The following is an 18840-nucleotide window of genomic DNA, read 5'->3' as shown; positions in this document are numbered from 1 at the left end:
AAGAAATACTCGTCCGACACGCCCATAAGCCTGTCGATAATTATTGCCAAATTAGAGGTTAATCCGGTCAAAACTTAATTTTCACCGTAAATTAGTTATTTAGGGGGGGCGTATGGACATTACACATCATAGTGAAATCAGACGCGACAATTTTCCTATCTTCTTGTTCGCGTTGACATTATTCAGCAGTGCTTCTTTAATGTTTGTTTTACAACCAATGTTTGGGAAAGCGCTTTTGCCTTTATTGGGCGGCTCTGCATCCGTATGGAATACCTGTATGGTGTTTTATCAGAGCATCCTCTTTTTGGGTTATCTTTATGCCCATTTTCTTTCAACTCGCTTTGGTTATCGAAAGCATCTTGCCATCCACCTTTCGATACTGCTTATCAGTCTTTATTTCCTTCCGGTAAGTATCTCTGAGGGTAGTAGGCCGCCCAGTTCGGAAAATCCCAGTATTTGGTTGTTGTCGACTCTATTTGTGTCGATAGGTTTGCCGTTTTTCGTGTTGTCCACTAACTCGCCCTTATTGCAAAAGTGGTTTTCAAAAATCGGCCACCAGACCAGTAACGACCCTTATTATCTTTCGATCGCCAGTAATGCCGGCAGCTTGATCGCGTTATTGAGCTATCCTTTTTTACTGGAGCCCGCCATCGGTATTAGCCAGCAACAGCAATATTGGAGTGCGGGCTTTCTTGTGCTGATAGGCTTGATTGCATTGTGTATGCTAGTTCTGAAACAGCAGCACTTTCAGCCTGCAGTCAACAAGGCATCAAGGGTTAATCTAGTCGAAAAGCCTGAGCTGAAATTACAAATTCAATGGTTATTATTGGCGTTTGTGCCTTCCAGTTTATTATTGGGCACGACTAATTTCATCAGCATCGATATTGCCACGGTGCCGTTGTTATGGGTTATTCCTTTAGCCTTGTATTTGTTCTCATTTATTTTGGTATTTTCCGGCTACGGCACGACGATTCATAAAAAAATATTATTGATACAGCCCTGGCTGGTCGCGCCCTTTTTGATTTACTACTTTTCGAATCAAAAACTGGCCTCTTTTTCAGTCGAATTATTGATTCATTTATTCGTTTTCTTTATATCCATCATGGTATGTCATGGGGAGTTAGCAAAGAAACGCCCCTCGACAAACTATCTTACTCAATATTATTTAATCATGTCTTTCGGCGGGATGCTCGGAGGTATTTTTAACAGCTTTATCGCGCCGTTTATATTCAGCTCGATTTACGAATATCCACTGATGATTGTTTGCGCATTGTTGTTGAACCCGATCAATGGCATTGGTCAGTATGTTAAGGAACATTTGGCGAAAATTATTTTTAGCGCTTACTTCATTACGTTTGCGGTCATTTTATCGATCAGTGTCAAACAACTGGACGATGCATTTCTCATTAGTTTTGCGATCATTGCTTTAATGGGTGCAGCCTACTTTCTATTTAAAAAAAATTCGTTGTATTTTCCTTTGGTTGGACTGTTGGTGTTGTCCTGTGCGGCGCCGGAAAAACATCAAGGCGGAGACCAGCTCTTGCATCAAAGCCGAAATTTTTATGGCGTATTGTCGGTCAAGAAAATTTCGGATCTCAATGTCGACAACAATACGCACACATTGCATGAAATTTATAGCGGCACAACCCGGCATGGCTTGCAGTTGTTGAACGATGTCAATCGGCAATGCACGCCGAACGGCTATTACAGTCCGCAAGGGCCTTTGGGTTCCATTTTTGCGAATTACAACAACCAAAACAACGCTTGGCGGATAGGCGTTGTCGGTCTTGGAGCTGGAGAAATGGCCGGTTACGCCAAAGCGTCTCAACACTGGACATTTTTCGAACTCGATCCGGCCGTTGTGCAGATCGCAACGAACCCAGAGTATTTTACTTATTTAACGGATTGTATCAGCGGTTACGATATTCAAATCGGGGACGCCAGAATCACATTGGAAAATCAATCGAATCCTTTTGATTTATTGGTTATCGATGCGTTTACTTCGGATTCGATACCGACCCATTTGCTCACCAAGGAAGCTTTGGAGTTGTATTTTTCCAGACTGGAAAATCACGGCTTGTTGGTTTTCCACATTTCCAATCGTTATCTGGAGTTGAAGAAGGTGTTGGCGGATCATGCGGAAAAATTGGGATTGACGCTGTTGCTGCAAGAATTCAGGCCTGAGCAAAATATTCCTTTTGTTTATCGATCGGATTGGGCCATTCTGGCTCGAAAAGAAGCGGACCTTCTACCTTTAGTCAATGCCGACTTGCAGCATAATTGGCAAAAAGTGCCCCATTACGCCGATGCTCGTTCATGGACGGACGATTTCACTAGCATTATGAGCGTTTGGAAATAAGCTATGCCCTTTCGCACTTCAAATTTCGGCAGTGCCTAAGAAGGCGCCGGGGGTGCTCGGCCCCTCACCTAGCGTTAGGTGAGGGGCGATGAAGGAGTCGCAGCCTCAGAGGAAGGCGGATACACTGTGGGAGCGATTCCCAGATCGCGACTTCGAGACCGTTAACACCAAGTTACAATAAATGGCATTGAGGTCACATAGACTAAAATATGCTGTTAGCCAGCTCCTGTTTTCCGACACAGGGGGCGACATTCAAAGAAGATTGAGCGAGCGAGTCGGGGGCTGATTGAGAATGCTCGGAGGTTGTGTCGGTCTCAGGAAGCTCTTGCCCTGAGCCCGTCGGCTGCGCTCAGGAGAGCCTTGTCGAAGGGGGAGCTTCCGGGGCATTGGCGCCAACTTAAGTAACGTTCATGAAGGCCCGGCAATCGTCAGGCAAATGAAAGTGCAAACTGTGGTGGATGCGGTCACTCGCCCGATAGGACGCCGTGAATACGTCCATGTAGGCTCGGCGGCGGCTATCCCTGCCGCCGACGCCTGTCGGTCGAGCAACCGCACCCTCCTCGGAACCGGTGTTGTTTTTCATAAAGCGGCAAATGCACCATAGAATGAGCGCTAAGTTGGCGCTTATGAGCTTCCGGGGTGTGTCTTTCCCAAGCTCCAGCTTGGGAAAGAGCTTGATGTAGGTTGGCTGTTTTTAGCTTGATGCGTATGGGTTGCCATGGTATGTAAAGCGTAACCTACTAGGGTATTGAACAGTTAAAACCTGTTCCAAAACATTCTTTTGTCCTTTATGAACGTTAGGTTAGGGGGGGGAATCGAAACGCTGTTTATTGTTTGTTAATCGGTAATTGGGCGATTCGATGCTCTATTTGTTGTACCATTTTCTGATAGGCGGCGCCTTCTAAGCCGCCGTAGAGTCGATTAAATGCTTGTTCTGCAAGATATTCGGGCAAGTCGACCGTTTCGGGGATGATGTCGCGCTCTTGGGCCGTGGTCATAAATTCTTGAATTTTTCTGGCTTGTGATGGATTTTGCACGGCGAGTTCGCCCATGAGCGTGCCGGCCCGATTAGCGGTCATATCGATGAATGAAAAGCCACTGCCGCCTCTCGAATCTTCCAGTTCTTTATATAATCCTATGGCATCTGCCAATGGAGTTCCGGCATAGGCGGCAAGCGTAGCCGACACTAGATAATGTTTGCTTAAATCGTTGCGTAGATTGAGAGTGACGGTTCGCCAAATCGGACGATAATGGCTTTTCAATGAAGGAATAATTTTATTCAGCGTTAAACGGTTGGCAAATAACGTTAGCACCAGGATGACGGCACGGTTTTCTCCAATCGGGTCGCCTCTGCGACTGCGTTCGTTTGCCAATTGGAATAAGGGTTGTGTGAGTTCGGTCAAGCTCAACTGCCTTTTGGATGCGCGCGTTAGCATTACCAAGCGTTGCTGATAAACTTCTATTCGATGCTGTTCTTGTTCGGGTAAAAAAGCGCCGCTGAGTTTGGTCGGTAAATTTTCATGCCACTTATAAGTCACGATCATCCGTTTATTGATGAATCCGACCTTTCTGATCATGGCTTGAAGCGCCTTCCAATCGGCATCCGGCAGCATAAGGCTGTAAATACTTTTGCTTATGTTATTTGCTATGAGTCCGGGTATTTTTAATTTGCCCAGCGATAGATGGTCGATTTCAGGAAGGCTATGGGTTTGCTTGAGTTCCATTGTTACATTTAAATAATTGCCCAGTGGATTTGAGGGTAATTTTAAGGTGCTTTCAATGATGGCTCGACCTTGTCTGATTGTTAAGCCGGCAACGCCGCCTATATATTGATTGACGAAATAATTGACGGCTAAGTCCAGATCCCTCTGTTCAATGCTTACCCTTGCTATCGTGCCTGTTCTTAGGCGTCGCGGGTCGTTTTGTTCAAAAATTTGTTTTCCTCGGGCGATTTGCTCGGGAGTGATATCGGGCCTTTCTCTTAGCTTAGGTTCATCTTCCACGACTAATACCAGCGCGGTGATAGACAGAAGCAGTAAAACAAATATCGAGAATACGGTGAGTTTTATCATTAGATCCATGGTTTTATATAGATCGGATATTTGAACCCGGTCCAGTTAGTTTAAAGCAATTAAATTTGACCGTTATAGTAAGTTTTTTTATAGTGAGTCGATACTATTTTTGGAAGTTTTGTACAAATTGTTGAACATAACTGTGGCCTGATAAGGAGTCGAAAACATGAAATTTCTTGCTGTTCATCCTAGCCCGCTAATGTATACCAAGGTATTTTTACGCCTTGAGCCGCTTGGACTGGAACAAGTTGCCGAAACGGCACGGCGGCAAGGTTACGATACCCGGTTGATCGACTTGCAGGTAGAGTCTCATCAAGATTTATTTCGTCTGCTGGACGATTGGCAACCCGATATCGTTGGTTTCTCGTTGAATTATTTGGCCAATGTTCCTGAGGTTATCGATCTCGTCAAAGCCGTGAAAGAGCGTTTGCCTAAAGGATTTGTCTTTATCGGCGGGCATAGCGCCTCGTTTACCGCCGAAGAATTATTGGAACATAGCGAAGGTAGTCTCGATGCCATTCTTAAAGGCGAGGGCGAGTCGGGACTTCCTTTGTTGTTCCAAGCTATCAAGGAAGACAGGAAAAACGTTCATGATGTACCTGGTGTGGTGACGATGAAAGGCGAGGGCGGACAGCCGACGTTTATCCCCGATCTTGACAATCTTGCGCCGGCTCGAGACTTAGTTCGACATCGTAATAAATATTTTCTCGGCACGCTGGATCCTTGTGCATCAATCGAGTTTTCCAGGGGGTGCCCATGGGACTGTTCGTTCTGCAGCGCTTGGACATTCTATGGACGAAGTTATCGCGTGATGAGCCCTGATAAAGTCGTCGAAGAAATGGAAAAAATTCGCGAGCCCGGGATTTTTATTGTCGACGATGTCGCATTTATTCAAGAAAAAATGGGCTTCGAAATCGGCGAGGCCTTGGCTCGGAAAGGCATTAAGAAAGAATATTATCTGGAAACGCGCGGCGATGTGTTGCTGCGTAACAAAGATGTCTTCAAGTTCTGGAAGGAACTCGGGATGAGCTACATGTTCTTGGGTATCGAGTCGATCGATGAGGACGGGCTCGAAAAATATCGTAAACGTATTGATTTAAGTCGTAATTTCGAGGCTTTGGAGTTTGCTCGGACTCTGGGTATCAATGTCGCGATCAATATCATCGCCGATACCGACTGGGATCATGAGCGTTTCCGTGTGGTCAGGGAGTGGTGTAAAGAAGTGCCTGAAATCGTTAATATCAGCGTCAATACGCCTTATCCGGGAACCGAAAGTTGGCTGACCGAGTCGCGTAATTTGACGACTCGCGATTATCGATTGTTCGATATTCAGCATGCGGTGCTGCCGACTCGCTTACCGATAGAGGAGTTTTATGCGGAATTGGTCGAAACTCAGCGTGTGATGTTTACTAAGCACATGGGGTGGGCGGCCATGCGCGATGTGACGAAGGTCTTGGTCGGCAATTTAATGCGAGGCCAAACGAACTTTGCGAAGAATCTGTTTAAATTCGATAAAGTATTCAATCCGGCATTGCAATTGGCGGACCATCAAATGCCGGTTAAATATCAAATGAAGCCGCCGGTTAAAGACACTAAATTTTCCAGCGCCAAGGCCTTATCCAAGTCGCTGTATGTTCATGAGCCGTTAGGGCGGACGAGCCGCCAGTTGGATGACGATACCGAAAAATTTGTCGATGAAAGCCGGGGCGCTTTGAGCGAGTCTTGACGGTATTCGTTATCGGTTTGGCAGATATTCCGGTAGAGACGAGTCGACTGTCTCTACCGGTCTAATGTTTTGAAAGGAATAATGATCTATACCTTTCGCACTTCAAATTTCGGCAGTGCCTCAGGAGGCGCCGGGGTGCTCGGCTAAGGCTTTGCCAGCATGGAGCTGGCATAGAGCCTACATGGATGTATTCACGGCGTCCTTTGACGGGCACCCCGGTGCCGAATTTTGATCTGCGATGGGTATAGCTACCGGATCCAGTTTGTGTTCCATTTCAAATGCGAGGCTAATTCCGCTTCGATGAGTTGATCGTAATGGCGCTGCAGAGTTGCCTCTGTCGGACGCGGATAGACTTCTGTTTCAATTTTGCTTCGTAATTGGTTTATAAAATGACGTCGTAATACGGAGTCCTCGGGGATTGTAATTTGTTCAGGTTCGTTTTTTGCTTTGGAATCGGTCTTAATAATTAGCGTGTCGATGCGTTCGGGTTTCGGGGACGTGGTAGAGTCAAGTGCCGATTCCCGGCCATCGATGAATTTAAACAGAGATAAATCTTCCGGATTAACTAAGCGGTTTTCCAATTCGGATTCGATCAATTGCTCATAGTGCCGTTGCAATACGCAATCGGTCGGGCGCGGAAACAGCGACGCTTCGATTTCGCTACGTAGTTGCGTCAACCAGTGTCTTCTCAATATGCTATCCTCGGGGACTTCGTGCTTAGAGTCAGATTTGCCAGGTGTGCCGGCGATTGCGTGTTCTATGGGTCTTGATTTTAGCTTTACTTCGATAATAGAAGCCGGAGTGGCAGCGTCGGGTATTTCGATGCCATCGATAAGTTTAAAACGTTGTAAGGCTTCCGGATTAAGTAAACGGTTTTGTATTTCGGATTCGACCAATTGCCCGTAGTGGCGTAGCAATACGCAATCGGTCGGACGCGGAAATAACGTTGCTTCGACTTCGGCGCGCAACTGCGACAATAAGTGACGTCTCAATACCGAATCTTCGGGAACCGGAATTTTTTGTTCAATCCGTGTTTTATTGTCTTTAACCGGAGCGCTTTCGGTTATTGATACCGTGGATGTATCGGGTTTGCGACTTTGTTGGGATGTTTCAGCGTGAGATTCCTTGAGGTTTTTTTCAATTTGCTTGAGTATTCGTCCCGCCCTGCCTTTGATTTCTTCCCGTTGCATAACCTGTCGCCATATCAGAAACGGCAGAATCAAGCCGATCACGGCAAATAAACCCGAAACCGCAGCCCAAATCAAAACGCCTTTCGTGAATAACTGAAAAGTCCACCAAGAAAATCCCAATAATACGGCAATGCCGAAGGAAATTTTCAGCGATAACTTAAAAGTTGAGGTGCTTGAGTTGCCGCCATAGATGTAAGCAGGGTCGATGCCGTTTTTTAAATCTTGGAAATGTGCCGTATCGTATTTCGAATGTTTGGCGGTTTCGAGCCAATCGAGGCTTCTTCTGAGTCGTTTTTTATGTACGGTGTTTCTTATCGCTAGAAGCATAATAATCAATGTGGTCGACAGTGTAGCGGCCATGGTGATCATAATTTCGTCGGTAATCATAGCTACCCCCTTTATTGTAATAATTTTTGGATGTGTCCATTTGCCGTGACAACAGCAAGGCTGAGTTGTCATGAGATCCTATGACCTAGCATGCGTTTAGATGAAAGTCAATTGCAAATCTAACAGAATTGACATTAAATATCTAATAATTTATTTGGAGGGGGTTAAAACATGCCGCAAAAGGGTCTTACGGTGACCCAGTCGCCGGCGGATTTAGATGTATCTTGATGATTCAAAATGATAAACGCATTGGCTTTGCTCATCGACATCAAAATTCCCGAGCCTTGTTTGCCGGTGGTTCTGACGATCCAGTCGCCATCTTGATCGCGGCTGAGGATGCCGCGCTGTATTTCGGTTCGTCCCGGTTTTTTGCGTAGTTTTTCGGTTGTACGCGCGATGATTGTTGGGGCGATCGGCTTATCGACGATGCCTAGCATTTTTTCCAAGGCCGGTAAAACGAAATAATAAAAGGTGACCAATACCGCGACCGGATTTCCCGGTAAGCCGAAAAATGCGGCATTTCCGATGCGCCCGAATGCCAAGGGCCTACCTGGTTTGATTGCGACTTTCCAGAAGTCGACTTGCCCTGATTTTAGCAGGGCCGTTTTCGTGAAGTCGGCCTCTCCGACCGAAACGCCGCCTGATGAGATGATGAGGTCGGCATAACGGCCTGCTTCGTTAAAACGCTTCAATAAAGCATCGGGGTCGTCTTCGATAATGCCGAGATCTACGACTTCGATATCGGGTCTGTCCAGTGCCGCTAAGAGGCTATAACGATTGCTATCATAGATGCCGCCTTCGCCGGGCGTTTCAAACGGAGCAAAAATTTCGTTGCCGGTCGAGGCGATCGCGACGATCAGTCGGCGTCTGACATTGATTTCGTTAATGCCGAGTGAAGCGAGTAAGCCGATATCCGGCGGCGTGAGGTATCGCCCCGGAGCCAAGACGGTTTCACCTTGTTTGATATCTTCTCCGGCGCGGCGAACGTTATCGCCGGCTTTATGCCGATTATCGATGGCGATAAAGTCGTCCCCGGTTTCGACATGCTCTTGCATGATCACGGTGTCGAACGGCTTAGGCAAAGCAGCGCCGGTCATGATGCGTAGACATGTGCCCGGCTCGATTACATGTTGATGAGGAACACCGGCCAGGGCGAGGCCTTTTACGGCAAGTCGTTTGATTCCTTCGGACGGGAGTTCGGAGCTGTGCAGTGCATAGCCGTCGACAGCCGAATTGGTATGCGCAGGGACATTCAGAGTCGAGAAGACGGCTTCACACAAGGTGCATCCTCGAGTTTTTTCAATCGGCAATCGTTGATAGCCCTTAATAGTCGGCAGATTGGCTAAAATTCGGGAAAGCGCGTCTTCGCAAGGCATTAGTCCCGATTCGAAGATTTCTGTGCAGCTAGGTTGAGTTTTGATCATTTGCGGATACTCGGGCCGTTTATCGGGATGCCGTTGCCCATATAACTTAAAAAATATTCCAAATTACGGAATTGGGCGCTTTGTGCGCCGGGTGATTCCGCACGGACTTGTTTGAGACACTCGGCAAAGCGTCTGTGCAGCGTGCCGGTTTCACCCCATTTTAAACGATAGACCGGCCAATGGCTGGTGTGCCCCAATGACGGGCTTAACACTTCCGAGCGTAGCCGTTTACCGGCGTTTTGCACATGGCAGGTCGCGCAACTGAAGTTCAATTGACCGCGCCGTTCGTAATAAAAAGCTTTCCCGGCTTGATAGGCGGCCAAGGCGCGCGGGTCGCTATCGGGAATTTCGATCGCGAGGGCTTTGCCTCGGCTTGTAGAGGCCAAATAAGCGAGCAAAGATGCGATTTCGCCTTTTTGATAGGGTAAAGGGGGTTCGCCGTTTCGTTCGCGGCAGTCGTTCAAGGCTTTTGCCAACGTAACGACTTCGCCGGTTTCGCTATTCCACTTCGGATAAAGTTGAGCGATGCCGATGCCGCGATTCGGCAGGCAGTCCGCATAATGTGTACTATTGGAAAAAGGTATCGAAAACAGGGTTTTACCTTCTTCCAAAGCCCATTCGTACGGCGGAAATTCTTCGATCGCCCGCCAGGATTGCCGGGCGCCGGGGTCGATTGCATAAACGCCGTCGGCATAATCCTGTAGCGTCAATTTAGGAAATAGTGTCCGGTAATGTTCGGTCAAGGCTTTGCGGTCCTGTTCCGGGTCGGCAAGTGCCGATCCGGCCTGGATTCCCAGTAATAGGATGCTGATTCCAAAAAATGTCATTTATTTTCTACCATGAAGCGCATGAAGGACTTGAAGATACAGCGTTTTCAATTTAAATGCGTTACTCACCCTTAACAGCCTATGTCATCATTATTGCCCCTGGAGTGCGGGCTTTACCTACCTGCGCAGACGAAGCCAGCACTCCAGTCCCGCCATTGTTTTGATATTTTTAGTCATTAACGGGACTTGAAAACGCTGTATTACTACATTGAATTTATGTATTAAGTTCATCTATTGATTCAGCTCATCTGTGATATTGGGACAGTTCATAAAGCACTCAATTCTCTTCCCTTCATTATCTTCATGCCCTTCATGGTAATAAAAACAAGCTATAAACATTGTGCTGCATCAGCACCCCAGTAATAATAGATAAACAAAGCGTAAGCCTTTGCTCATGACGGTTCGGCTAGTCGTTGTTCGGCGCTGCCGCTGAGGCCTTGATTGTCGAACCAGTCGACGCGGATCAGGTCGCCGTTTGCAATGCCTTTCAACCAAAAGGCAAAATAAGGATTTTTCGAGATGCTGCCGGCCATCTGTGCGCTCAAAATCGTTTTTCCGTTTTGGCTTATCGTCAAGGTCTTGATGAAATGCGCCGGAATCAATTCTTGCGTCTCCGGATCGCGATTGCGACCGTGTTCCATCGGATGCGCGATCAAGATTTTCAATTCGGTTTTGTCGTTTTTGGCGTTGAGGCGAATTTTGGTTTTGGTCATGTTAGGATTTCGTGATAAATAATGTCCTGGAACTATGAGCCTTGTTGAGGGTTCGGTCACTCGCTTGGCAGGACGCCGTGAATACGTCCGTGTAGGCTTGACGGCGGCTTTCCCTGCCGCCGACACCTGCCAATCGAGCAACCGAACCCTCCTTAAAATAGGGAAGTTATTTACGGCCAAATCCTTAGCCTCCGCAGCCGCCGATCGTGACCTTGACTTTTTGACGTGCGCTATAGAGCTTATCACCAGCTTTGATTACGACAATAACATCGCAGGTTTCGGCCATTTTTAGTTGCGCAGATACGAACGGTTCGGTATTTTCGGACAATGTGAAAATCGCCGCCAGCGGTACCGGGTTTTTCTCGACCAGAATTGCGATGCTTTCGACATCGCTTAGCGTGCTGGCAACCTTGATCGGCACGACTGCGCCGTCTTCGGCGATTAACGGTAGGTTGAGCGAAATTGCAGCGGAATCGGCAATGCCCGCTCCGGCAAGCAAACGATCCAGCGTTTGTTCGAGTTTTCCCGGGGAGAAATAGTCTTCGGCCCATTCGGCGAAAACTTGTCCCGGAGTCATCAGTCCTGCACAAGCGGCTATGACGTAACAGCCCGATGCTGTAGCGTGGTGTAAAAATTTTCTACGCGAATAAGTCATGAAGTTTCGGTTCGGTTAGGTGATTAATATGCGATTTTTCATGCCGACTATTCTAATCATTTCTTTTAGCTTTCGGAGACGAAATACCCATGACTGTCGAAATAAACGAATTACTCTTTGCCATGCGCATCAAGCTAAAAACGACTAACCCACACATCCGATTTTTCTCCAGCTTCAAGTTGGGAAAGAGCATTAGGTGTGCGATTCACAGCAAACGGTAGCCCGTATGCAGCTTAGCGAAATACGGGGATGGCGTGGATTCAAACTTCCCCGATTGCGCTGTGCTCTATTCGGGCTAGACTTTTTGGCCAATGCGGCCTCGATGCCATTTGTTATAGCTTGACATTTTCGACCTCGAAATCGCGATCTGGGGATCGCTCCCACGGTGTATCAATCGCCCGCCGTGGGAGCGCGCCTTCGTCGTCCCTTACCTAACGCTAGGTGAGGGAAAGCCACCGACGCTCAACTTCCACGGTTTGTTTCGAAGTCCTAATTGTCCTGAATTCAATGAATTCGCCCCTAGGCGAAGTGCTTTATCTTAGAAAAAGCATTTCACCATGAAGATCATGAAGAATAAGAAGTTAACTCAATAACTTGTCATTCGTTTATGAACAACTTTCGCTCACCCGAAAGATTAGCTGCAATGTTTAGGTAATCTATTGAAATACTTCATGAACTTCATGTGCTTCATGGTTGAACTGCCGAATTTAGGTTTATCTATGGTCAATCGAGCAAAGCCGGCTTTCGCCAATGATGTCACGCGCAAAATTGCTTGATGCTCTGCAATATACCTTGTGTATCCAATCCGCAATAGCTCAGTAATTCCTCGCGCGTGCCTTGTTCGATGAAGGCGTCGGGCAGGCCGATATTCAACACCGGCATCATGATTCTTTGCGCTTGCAGAAATTCGTTGACCGCGCTGCCGGCGCCGCCGGCGACGACATTTTCTTCGACCGTAACGATGACATCGTGACTCTTGGCCAGTTCCAGAATCAACGCTTCATCGAGCGGCTTGACGAAACGCATGTTGACGACGGTCGCGCCGAGTTGCTTGCCGGCCTCGATCGATGGCGCTACCATGCTGCCGAAGGCGAGCATCGCGATACGTCCGCCTTGGTGGCGAATTTCGGCCTTGCCGATCGGTAGGGCGGTCATGCTGCAATCGACCGGCACGCCAGGACCCTTGCCGCGCGGATAACGCACCGAAGCCGGGCCTTTATGAATATAACCGGTATAGAGCATCTGCCGGCATTCGTCCTCGTCGGCCGGCGCCATGATCAGCATATTCGGCAAACAGCGCATGTAGGTGTAATCGAAACTGCCGGCATGGGTCGGGCCGTCCGGGCCGACCAAACCCGCGCGGTCGAGCGCGAACAATACATCCAAGTCTTGCAAGACCACATCGTGTATCAATTGATCGTAGCCGCGTTGTAAAAATGTCGAATAGATAGCGACGACCGGCTTTGCGCCCTCGCAAGCCAGGCCCGCCGCCAAGGTTACGGCATGCTGCTCGGCGATGGCGACATCGAAATAGCGCTTCGGAAAGCGTTCGGAAAATGCGACCAAACCCGAGCCTTCGCGCATTGCCGGGGTGATGCCGCACAGGCGCTCGTCCTGCTCGGCCATGTCGCAGAGCCATTGGCCGAACACCTGCGTATAAGTCGGATGCGGAGAAGGAGCCGATTTCGGCAGGCAATCCCGGCTCGGGTCGAAGGCCGGGACGCCGTGATAAGCAAGCGGGTCTTTCTCCGCCGGCGGATAGCCCTTGCCTTTCTTGGTGACGATATGCAAGAAGCGCGGGCCGGAAATTTGCTTCAGATTCTCCAGCGTCGACACCAGCATGTCCAGATCGTGACCGTCGATCGGGCCGATATAATTGAAACCCATTTCCTCGAACAAGGTGCCCGGCACGATCATGCCTTTCATGTGCTCCTCGGTCTTGCGCGCCAGTTCCCAGACGCTCGGCATGCTGCTCAAGACTTTCTTGCTTTCTTCGCGTACCGAAGAATAAATCTTACTCGACAGAATCTTAGTCAGATAATTATTCAACGCGCCGACATTCGGCGAAATCGACATATCGTTATCGTTTAGGATCACCAGTAGATTCGCATCGATCGCACCGGCATGATTCATCGCCTCGAAGGCCATGCCGCCGGTGATGCTGCCGTCGCCGATGATCGCGACGCAGTGCTTGTCCTCGCCGCGCAAACCCGATGCGATCGCCATGCCTAAGGCCGCGCTGATCGACGTGCTTGAATGGCCGACGCCGAAGGCATCGTACTCGCTCTCGTCACGATTCGGAAACGCGCAAATGCCGTCGCGGGTGCGGATCGTCGTCATGCGCTCCTTGCGCCCGGTCAGAATCTTATGCGGATAGGCCTGATGGCCGACATCCCAAACCAATTGATCGCGCGGCGTATCGAACACGTAATGCAGCGCCACGGTCAACTCCACGGTGCCGAGGCCTGCCGAGAAATGCCCGCCGGAAATACTGACCGTGTGAGTTAAAAACTCGCGCAGTTCTTTCGCAAGCGGAACCAGATTGGTTTTGGTCAGTTTTCGTAAATCCGCCGGTTTATCGATCAGGCTCAGTAATGGATAGTCGTTAGCTAGGTTCATAGTATTTTCTCAATGGATGCTTCATTAGCCATCAAACGAAGCGTGCCGAAAGGCTTAATAAAGCGGCTCTTGATAGAACATCAAAATCATGCCGACTTGTAACATCGCGAACGCAGAGATTAGGCCTGCGATTTGTTTTTGTTTCGGGTCGTTCAGTTGTATTTCAAGCCAGCGCCCGCTGGCTACGAGTATTGAAAAAAAGCCCATCAAGGTGTGTCCGGCTTGAATCAAGAAGGCTGATTTAGCTTGAAAGCCGACATGAGAATGCGTCAGCAGCATCAAACCGCCAAAAGCTCCAAGTATCGGAAACATGTACACCAGCTTTCTATGCACGTTATTAGGGTGCCGCGCTTTATATTCCAGTACGCCCATGATGAAGGCCAAGAGAGTCGCGATACGATGTTGTAAAATTTCGCCGCTATTCAATGTGCTTTCCCAAAAGCCGACCGGCCCTAGCGGCCAGACTTCCGGATCGCTACGAATAAACAGAAATAGTCCGAGGATTGCGAAGCCTAGCGGCCATAAGGGTCCGCGATGCGGGGGTGGCGGACGTAGATTGGCATAGATCGACAGTAATGCAATAGTTGCGACGAAGACGCCGGCGATATTGTGGTTATAATCAGACCAATCGGTCATTGCGCGCGACGGGACTTGGCCGACAATTGCCGTTCTTCCGGGTTCGCCGGCCATCAATTCTTCGTGTGTCGGCGAAGTCATCATTGGGATGCGAGGTTTAAAAGTAGCGAGAGTTTCCTGCCAGGTCGCGGTGGTTTCCGGAATATCAACCGCGGGCGGTTGGGTTGCCAGACTGACGGCGGTAAACAATATACTGATCAAGATAAAGGTTTCAGCCTGGATGTAATAGGGTATTTCTCGGTAGAGCTTTGTTTCCCGATGTTGCGCTAAATATTCCCGGGTTCCTCGGTTATTCAAATAAGCCAAAAACAGAGCAATGCCTAGCATGAATAACTTGACTAGTAATAAATTGCCATAGCCTGTGCCGATAAAACCGTTCCAACTATCGATGTATTCGAAGGTCATCGGCAGTCCGGTTAGCAGTAAAATGGCAAGCGAGGCGATTCCGATAACGGTGAATTTTTTTAGAAACGCCGGCCAAATATCGACGGCTATGGTTTTTCGCCGAGTTAATCGCCAGATATTAAGCAATTGAAATATGCCTCCGACCCAAATCGCGGCGCCGGTTTGATGTATTACGGTCAGCGTCATCAATTGAATGCGCGCTTCATAGCGGCCCGCGCCATGCGCAAGCCAAGCACCGGCAATAAGTACCAGCGTGGCGATTGCTCCGGCAAGAAACCATCTGTCTTTCGCGGCAGGTTGAGTGATGAGTGTATGGCCGATATAGAATGCCAAGCCTCCAGCCAATAGCATGCGGGCCATGCCGGCTTTAAATTGAATGGTTTCGGCAAATGCCGGAAATGGCCATACGCCTAAGGTTGCGCTCATCAACCATACTTTTATTATCAGCGATAAGGCTTGAGATAAAGAAAGACCTAAAGCGCCGTAGTAGATCAAAGTGACGGTCGAATTGAGTTGTGGTTCGGAATAACGCTCGCGGGTATTCCATGGTCTCAATATAAACAAGCCCCAAACCAATCCGCCGATCACCACGCTAAAGAAGACGCGGTCGACGCCGCCGACTAGAGAGTCCAGAAAATCAGCTAACCCACCCATTGCAAAGCCCTTATTCGACAACAAAAAAATGAATGATGTCTTCGGTCAAATGACCGTCGGCGGCGAATACTTTGAGCCGAATCGCATGCTCTCCGGGATCGAGTGCAGGAAGCTCGATGATGACTTCGCCTCGTTTTTGACCTTGATCGACCTTTAGTCTTTCGTGAATATCGCCTTTTTTGACCAGATCGAAATGCGATAAAGCCAGTTCGACTCTGGAATTAAAGGTCAGCGATACCTGACTGGCTTTGCCGGCCTGAATCGGGTCGATTTTTAATGAGGTTTCGGTGACTACGGCATGGGCAAAAACGTCGCCTAAACTTAAGGTAAACAATAAGAAAACGAGTTGAAAAAAGTATTTAAACATTGGATTAAAAAGGTTTAGAAAGAAAAATGATTAGGATCGTTTTTGTTTGTTGGTGTTAATTAACGCCGGTAGAACAATTAGACTGCTGGCTAGAGTCATCGTAATACCGATCGACAACAATAGCCCCATACTGGCGATTCCCAGGTGGGAAGTAAACGCCAGGCTTGTAAAGCTACATAATGTCGTTAATGCGCTGAAAAACACGCCGCGCGCCGAACTCGATTGCAGCAAGTCGGTTTGATTACTTTGTTTGTGTTGTAGTCGATACACGATATGAATCGCGCTGTCGACTCCCATCCCCAATAGCAAAGGCAAGACGATGATATTCGCGAAATTGAATGGATTGTTGAGCAGGACATTGAATGCACCGGTCAGGATTGCGGCCAATAATAGCGGCGCAATGATCAATATTGTCGTCTTGATGCTGCGTGTGATGACGAGTAATAAAATAACGATAAACGCCAGGGCGCTTGAAAAGGCTTCTATAAACGCGTCGACAACTGCTTGACCTGAAGTGACGTCGCCGATCGGCAAGCCGAATACTTGCGGATAGGTATCCAGTACTTGATTGACGAATACTTTTAGATGTCCTGGGTCATTAAGGTCTTGCTCGGGTAGAACCAGCAGTCGAACGATACCGTTAGGGCTGATCCAATGGCTTTTGACAGTTTCGGGAATATCGTCGATTGCAAATTCGGTAGCGGTTAGGCCTTCCCGCAACATACGCATCGTTTCCGGCAATAAAATCATCACATTGGTTTCCAGCTGCGAATAGACCGCATCGGGTTGTTCGGCCTTGTCGGCATGGTCGATGAAAGCTTGAATGTTTCGGCGAAGTTGCTCAAGCAATTCGGCCGAAACCGGTGTGGCATTTTGCGACAAGGTTTGTTTCAACGATTGGTCGAATTTGATTAAAGCGCTTCTGATATCCGATTTTTCGTAAGCGCGGTCGAATCGATCGAGCTGCGCGGGCATGATCAAATTGAGTGTATCGAGGATGTCTAATTTTTCGTCTTGCTGTTCGGGTACGAGATTGCTCAGTGTGATTGCTTCATGAACGCTCGATAATCCGCTGAATTTCGCGGCCAGGTTGTCGGCTTCTTCCAGACTGTCGGTGAGTGCGGAAATGATGAACGGCGAGTCGGTTTTGCTTTGCAATAATTTTTTAAATGCGACAACCGACGGGGTTTTCGGGTCTCGTAAATGGATTGGGTTTGAATCGAAAGTTAATTGCGTCAAAATAATGCCGCTAGCAACCGCCAGTAATAATGCGATCTTGCGGATAGACCTGGAATGGCGGAACGGAAATTGATAGAGCCAATCCGGCAGTGTTGCGGTAGGCTTCGCGCTTATCGGTTTGAAACGCATCAATTTCAACAAGGCGGGCAGCAGAAGCAGTGAAATTGCCAAGCCGATAAACATGCCGGCGCCGGAAATGATACCGAGTTCCGAAACGCCCTTGAAGTCGGTGGGTATGAATGCGAAAAAGCCGATCGCGGTCGTCAAAGCGCATAAAAACAATGACGGACCTACCGTATGAATACTATCCGAAATGGCCGCATCGGTTGGCATGGCATGCAGGCGGCACTCTTGATAACGCAAGCATAGGTGGGTCGCGAAATCGACGCCCAGTCCTATATACAAAACCGCGAATGCGACCGAGATTAGATTCAAGTGGCCAATGGCGACAGCAGCAAACCCGGCGGTTAGGACGAGTCCGGCGATCAATGCGATGAAGGTCGAGAAAACCAATCTTACCGAGCGAAGCCCTAGCCAAAGCGCGGAACAAACCAAGATCAGCGAAACGACTCCGGAAATGACCATGCTTTCGTTAACGCTTTCCATTTCTTCGTGTTCCAACGCCACTTCGCCGGTGAAACTCAGGCGCACGCCCGGAAACCGCGATTGCATTTTTTCGGAAAGCGCTCTGAGGTAGTTCATCGGTTTTTCTGCCGGCATCAAATCGCTGAAATCGAGATGCGGTTTAGCGATGACGAGACGGCGGGCTTGGTCTTTTCCGAAGCTGTCTTCGGTCAGCATTTTTTGCCAAGATAAATAATGATGGCGGTTTTCTTGGGTTGCGGACACCGTTTCATTGAAAGCGCTCAATAACGGGTCGATCGGCATCGTTAAGTCGCGATCGCTTTCCGTTAGCGCCAGGGAGAGAATGTCTAAAAAACCAGCGAAGTGATAATTTTTGGATAGATGGCCGATAAACGGCTGGGCGTCGACCAGTTTTTCCGATAAGGCTTCGAGATCGTCCAAATTCAGGAATAAAAAACCCTGTTGCCGGAAAAAAGGATTGTCTTCAGGAATATAAACCGATTCGAATAGGTTTTGCCTCGTCCGCAAATTCTCTTCTAGGTATGTAGCGGCGAGAGAGGTTTCTTCTGGCGTGTCCGATTCGACAATGGCAATAATCGCGGCGGCATCGAGCGGAAATGCTTCCTCCAATCTGAGTCTAACCTTTTGAAATGGCAGTTCTTGAGACAATAACTCTGCGGTGTTGTTATTGATGCCGAGATTTTTGATTGTGTAGTTCAGGCTCAGAGCGCATAACAAAACAAACAATGACAACAAAATCCAAGGAAAACGCAAAGGAAGTATTGCGATGGATTCGAGTAAGCGGGTTTGTATCGATGCGGTATGTTTTGCCATGGATTTATAGGCGGATAATTGTTGAGTATCGGTTTAAGAGAGCGGAATTACAATATATTCGACCATGCCTTGTCGATTAAGCGACTTGTTAAGGCGCAAGCGTATCTTGCTTCGTTTCTAAAACGGAGCCATTAATAGTTTTGTAAGG

General features: G+C 48.3%; 13 protein-coding genes. 2 read left to right on the top strand and 11 right to left on the bottom strand.

The features are described from left to right. Window positions 1-112: 112 nt before the first annotated feature. Window positions 113-2359, top strand: a complete 2247-nt coding sequence (locus WJM45_RS12810) for a fused MFS/spermidine synthase (protein WP_341325491.1) — start codon at window positions 113-115, stop codon at window positions 2357-2359. 397 nt (window positions 2360-2756) lie between these two features. Here WJM45_RS12810 and WJM45_RS12805 read toward each other — a convergent pair whose 3' ends face one another. Beyond that, a complete protein-coding gene (locus WJM45_RS12805; RefSeq protein ID WP_341325490.1) occupies window positions 2757-2942 on the bottom strand; it encodes a hypothetical protein in 186 nt (61 codons plus the stop codon). A gap of 244 nt (window positions 2943-3186) precedes the next feature. After that, window positions 3187-4440, bottom strand: a complete 1254-nt coding sequence (locus WJM45_RS12800) for a hypothetical protein (RefSeq protein WP_341325489.1) — start codon at window positions 4438-4440, stop codon at window positions 3187-3189. Between the two features lie 157 nt (window positions 4441-4597). Between WJM45_RS12800 and hpnR the strand changes: the two genes are divergently transcribed. Further along, window positions 4598-6157, top strand: a complete 1560-nt coding sequence (gene hpnR, locus WJM45_RS12795; protein WP_341325488.1) for a hopanoid C-3 methylase HpnR — start codon at window positions 4598-4600, stop codon at window positions 6155-6157. Window positions 6158-6405: 248 nt separating this feature from the next. On the opposite strand, the gene WJM45_RS12790 is transcribed toward hpnR, so the two are convergent. The 9 genes from WJM45_RS12790 to WJM45_RS12750 all read right to left on the bottom strand — a co-directional run bounded on the left by WJM45_RS12790 (window position 6406) and on the right by WJM45_RS12750 (window position 18692). Further along, the gene (locus WJM45_RS12790; protein WP_341325487.1) at window positions 6406-7734 is read right to left on the bottom strand and encodes a hypothetical protein; all 1329 of its coding nucleotides are present in this window, start codon (window positions 7732-7734) and stop codon (window positions 6406-6408) included. Window positions 7735-7898: 164 nt separating this feature from the next. After that, window positions 7899-9158, bottom strand: a complete 1260-nt coding sequence (gene glp / locus WJM45_RS12785; protein ID WP_341325486.1) for a gephyrin-like molybdotransferase Glp — start codon at window positions 9156-9158, stop codon at window positions 7899-7901. Further along, the gene (gene soxA, locus WJM45_RS12780) at window positions 9155-9985 is read right to left on the bottom strand and encodes a sulfur oxidation c-type cytochrome SoxA (protein WP_341325485.1); all 831 of its coding nucleotides are present in this window, start codon (window positions 9983-9985) and stop codon (window positions 9155-9157) included. The genes glp and soxA overlap by 4 nt, the downstream gene beginning before the upstream one ends. Before the next feature lie 392 nt (window positions 9986-10377). After that, a complete protein-coding gene (soxZ, locus tag WJM45_RS12775) occupies window positions 10378-10698 on the bottom strand; it encodes a thiosulfate oxidation carrier complex protein SoxZ (RefSeq protein WP_341325484.1) in 321 nt (106 codons plus the stop codon). 184 nt (window positions 10699-10882) lie between these two features. Continuing rightward, window positions 10883-11353 (bottom strand): thiosulfate oxidation carrier protein SoxY, encoded by a 471-nt coding sequence (soxY, locus tag WJM45_RS12770; protein WP_341325483.1) that lies wholly within the window; start codon window positions 11351-11353, stop codon window positions 10883-10885. Window positions 11354-12109: 756 nt separating this feature from the next. Further along, on the bottom strand, window positions 12110-13972 hold the full coding sequence (gene dxs, locus WJM45_RS12765) for a 1-deoxy-D-xylulose-5-phosphate synthase (RefSeq protein ID WP_341325482.1): 1863 nt from the start codon (window positions 13970-13972) through the stop codon (window positions 12110-12112). A 54-nt stretch (window positions 13973-14026) separates the two neighbouring features. Continuing rightward, window positions 14027-15667 carry a CopD family protein gene (locus WJM45_RS12760; protein WP_341325481.1) on the bottom strand — a complete coding sequence of 547 codons (1641 nt, stop codon included), beginning with the start codon at window positions 15665-15667 and terminating at the stop codon, window positions 14027-14029. A gap of 10 nt (window positions 15668-15677) precedes the next feature. After that, window positions 15678-16034 (bottom strand): copper resistance CopC family protein, encoded by a 357-nt coding sequence (locus WJM45_RS12755; protein WP_341325480.1) that lies wholly within the window; start codon window positions 16032-16034, stop codon window positions 15678-15680. A gap of 30 nt (window positions 16035-16064) precedes the next feature. After that, window positions 16065-18692, bottom strand: coding sequence for an MMPL family transporter (locus WJM45_RS12750; protein WP_341325479.1), 2628 nt, complete (start codon window positions 18690-18692; stop codon window positions 16065-16067). Between the last annotated feature and the right edge of the window lie 148 nt (window positions 18693-18840).

The sequence above is a fragment of the Methylotuvimicrobium sp. KM2 genome, from assembly GCF_038051925.1.
GTDB lineage: Bacteria > Pseudomonadota > Gammaproteobacteria > Methylococcales > Methylomonadaceae > Methylotuvimicrobium.
The sequence above is the reverse complement of the archived record's forward strand: the minus strand, read 5'-3'. Positions and strand labels throughout refer to the sequence as shown.

Bases quoted from the DNA above. Each gene is read 5' to 3' on its own strand.
- WJM45_RS12810 (WP_341325491.1), top strand. From the start codon at position 113: ATGGACATTACACATCATAGTGAAATCAGACGCGACAATTTTCCTATC.
- WJM45_RS12805 (WP_341325490.1), bottom strand. From the start codon at position 2,942: ATGAAAAACAACACCGGTTCCGAGGAGGGTGCGGTTGCTCGACCGACA.
- WJM45_RS12800 (WP_341325489.1), bottom strand. From the start codon at position 4,440: ATGGATCTAATGATAAAACTCACCGTATTCTCGATATTTGTTTTACTG.
- hpnR (WP_341325488.1), top strand. From the start codon at position 4,598: ATGAAATTTCTTGCTGTTCATCCTAGCCCGCTAATGTATACCAAGGTA.
- WJM45_RS12790 (WP_341325487.1), bottom strand. From the start codon at position 7,734: ATGATTACCGACGAAATTATGATCACCATGGCCGCTACACTGTCGACC.
- glp (WP_341325486.1), bottom strand. From the start codon at position 9,158: ATGATCAAAACTCAACCTAGCTGCACAGAAATCTTCGAATCGGGACTA.
- soxA (WP_341325485.1), bottom strand. From the start codon at position 9,985: ATGACATTTTTTGGAATCAGCATCCTATTACTGGGAATCCAGGCCGGA.
- soxZ (WP_341325484.1), bottom strand. From the start codon at position 10,698: ATGACCAAAACCAAAATTCGCCTCAACGCCAAAAACGACAAAACCGAA.
- soxY (WP_341325483.1), bottom strand. From the start codon at position 11,353: ATGACTTATTCGCGTAGAAAATTTTTACACCACGCTACAGCATCGGGC.
- dxs (WP_341325482.1), bottom strand. From the start codon at position 13,972: ATGAACCTAGCTAACGACTATCCATTACTGAGCCTGATCGATAAACCG.
- WJM45_RS12760 (WP_341325481.1), bottom strand. From the start codon at position 15,667: ATGGGTGGGTTAGCTGATTTTCTGGACTCTCTAGTCGGCGGCGTCGAC.
- WJM45_RS12755 (WP_341325480.1), bottom strand. From the start codon at position 16,034: ATGTTTAAATACTTTTTTCAACTCGTTTTCTTATTGTTTACCTTAAGT.
- WJM45_RS12750 (WP_341325479.1), bottom strand. From the start codon at position 18,692: ATGGCAAAACATACCGCATCGATACAAACCCGCTTACTCGAATCCATC.